Here is a 1,049-nt window from a genome sequence, read left to right as displayed (position 1 = left end):
CCCCGCACCAGCGGGGTCCGCGCCGCCTCACTGTCACCAGGTAGCGCGAAGTTGCCGGATGATCCGGCGGCGCAGCCGCACCCTGCGGCTGCCGTCGGGATTGAGCCGCAGGCGGTCCAACTCCCAGTGTCCGTACTCGGCATGGTCGGTCAGCAAGCGGGTCGTGGCCTTGCGGGAAACCCCCCGAGGCACATACACATCGCAGAATTCGTATTCCGGCATCGCATCTATTGTGCGGGAACTGCCCTGGTACGGATAGCGTCTGCACTATGTCTGATGCTGCGCAGCCATCCGCTGCCGAGGTACGCGCCGCCGCCGAAGCGGTCAAAGCCGCACTGGACCGGCACCTCGATGCCGTCGAGCGGCGGGTCGGCGGGGACGACCCGGCCGTCTACGCCGCGTTCAACGAACTGGCCGCGGCTGCCGAGACCTACGACGAACTCCTCTACGACGCGTACGACGAAGTCACCCCCTTCGAGATCCCCGGCGACGACAGCCTGCCGGCGTACGACGGCCCGGAGGAACCGAGCGCGCTGAGCGTGCTGATCCGCAGGGACTACGCGGTGGCCGAGCCGCAGCGGCTGCTCTCCCAGGCCCAGCGGATCGCCGATCTCGACCCGGACGCGGCCCTGGGCAACGGCTTGCCCGACAGGAGCGCGGGCGCCGTCGGCAGCAGCGTGCACGCCGCGCTCGGCGTCCTCTTCGGTGAGTACGAACCCGACGAGATCGCCTCCCGGCACAAGGAGTTCGGCCTGGAGGAGGGCGACTCCACACTCTGGGTGGCGGCTGCCGACGAGCCGGCCGATCCCGGGGAGTGGCTGGCGGCGCCGTTCGACCACGCGGACCCGCAGCGGATCGTCTGTCGCTTCGACGTGAGCGCGGTCTTCGACGAGGAGCCCGATGACGTGGACGACGACCTGGAGCTCATCGACCCCGAGCGCTGAGGCGGCCCGGGGGGGGGGGCCCCCCCCGCGCGGGGCGGGCCCCCGGGGCCCCCCCGCCGCCGCCCCGGGGGCGGGCGGGGGGGGGGGCGCCGCCCGCCGGCCGGG

The 1,049-nt window shown here is 72.7% G+C and carries 2 protein-coding genes; one reads left to right on the top strand and one right to left on the bottom strand.

What is annotated here, in order from left to right; genetic code table 11:
• Positions 1-33: 33 nt before the first annotated feature.
• Positions 34-222, bottom strand: a complete 189-nt coding sequence (locus ACFVFR_RS31860) for a DUF5703 family protein (protein WP_014059547.1) — start codon at positions 220-222, stop codon at positions 34-36.
• A gap of 47 nt (positions 223-269) precedes the next feature.
• Between ACFVFR_RS31860 and ACFVFR_RS31855 the strand changes: the two genes are divergently transcribed.
• Positions 270-944: a hypothetical protein gene (locus ACFVFR_RS31855; RefSeq protein ID WP_383708108.1), complete on the top strand. Its 675-nt coding sequence runs from the start codon at positions 270-272 to the stop codon at positions 942-944.
• Positions 945-1,049 lie beyond the last annotated feature (105 nt).

It is taken from the genome of Streptomyces sp. NPDC057702 (assembly GCF_042799315.1).
Lineage (GTDB): Bacteria > Actinomycetota > Actinomycetes > Streptomycetales > Streptomycetaceae > Streptomyces.
The sequence above is the reverse complement of the archived record's forward strand: the minus strand, read 5'-3'. Positions and strand labels throughout refer to the sequence as shown.

Bases quoted from the DNA above. Each gene is read 5' to 3' on its own strand.
- ACFVFR_RS31855 (WP_383708108.1), top strand. From the start codon at position 270: ATGTCTGATGCTGCGCAGCCATCCGCTGCCGAGGTACGCGCCGCCGCC.
- ACFVFR_RS31860 (WP_014059547.1), bottom strand. From the start codon at position 222: ATGCCGGAATACGAATTCTGCGATGTGTATGTGCCTCGGGGGGTTTCC.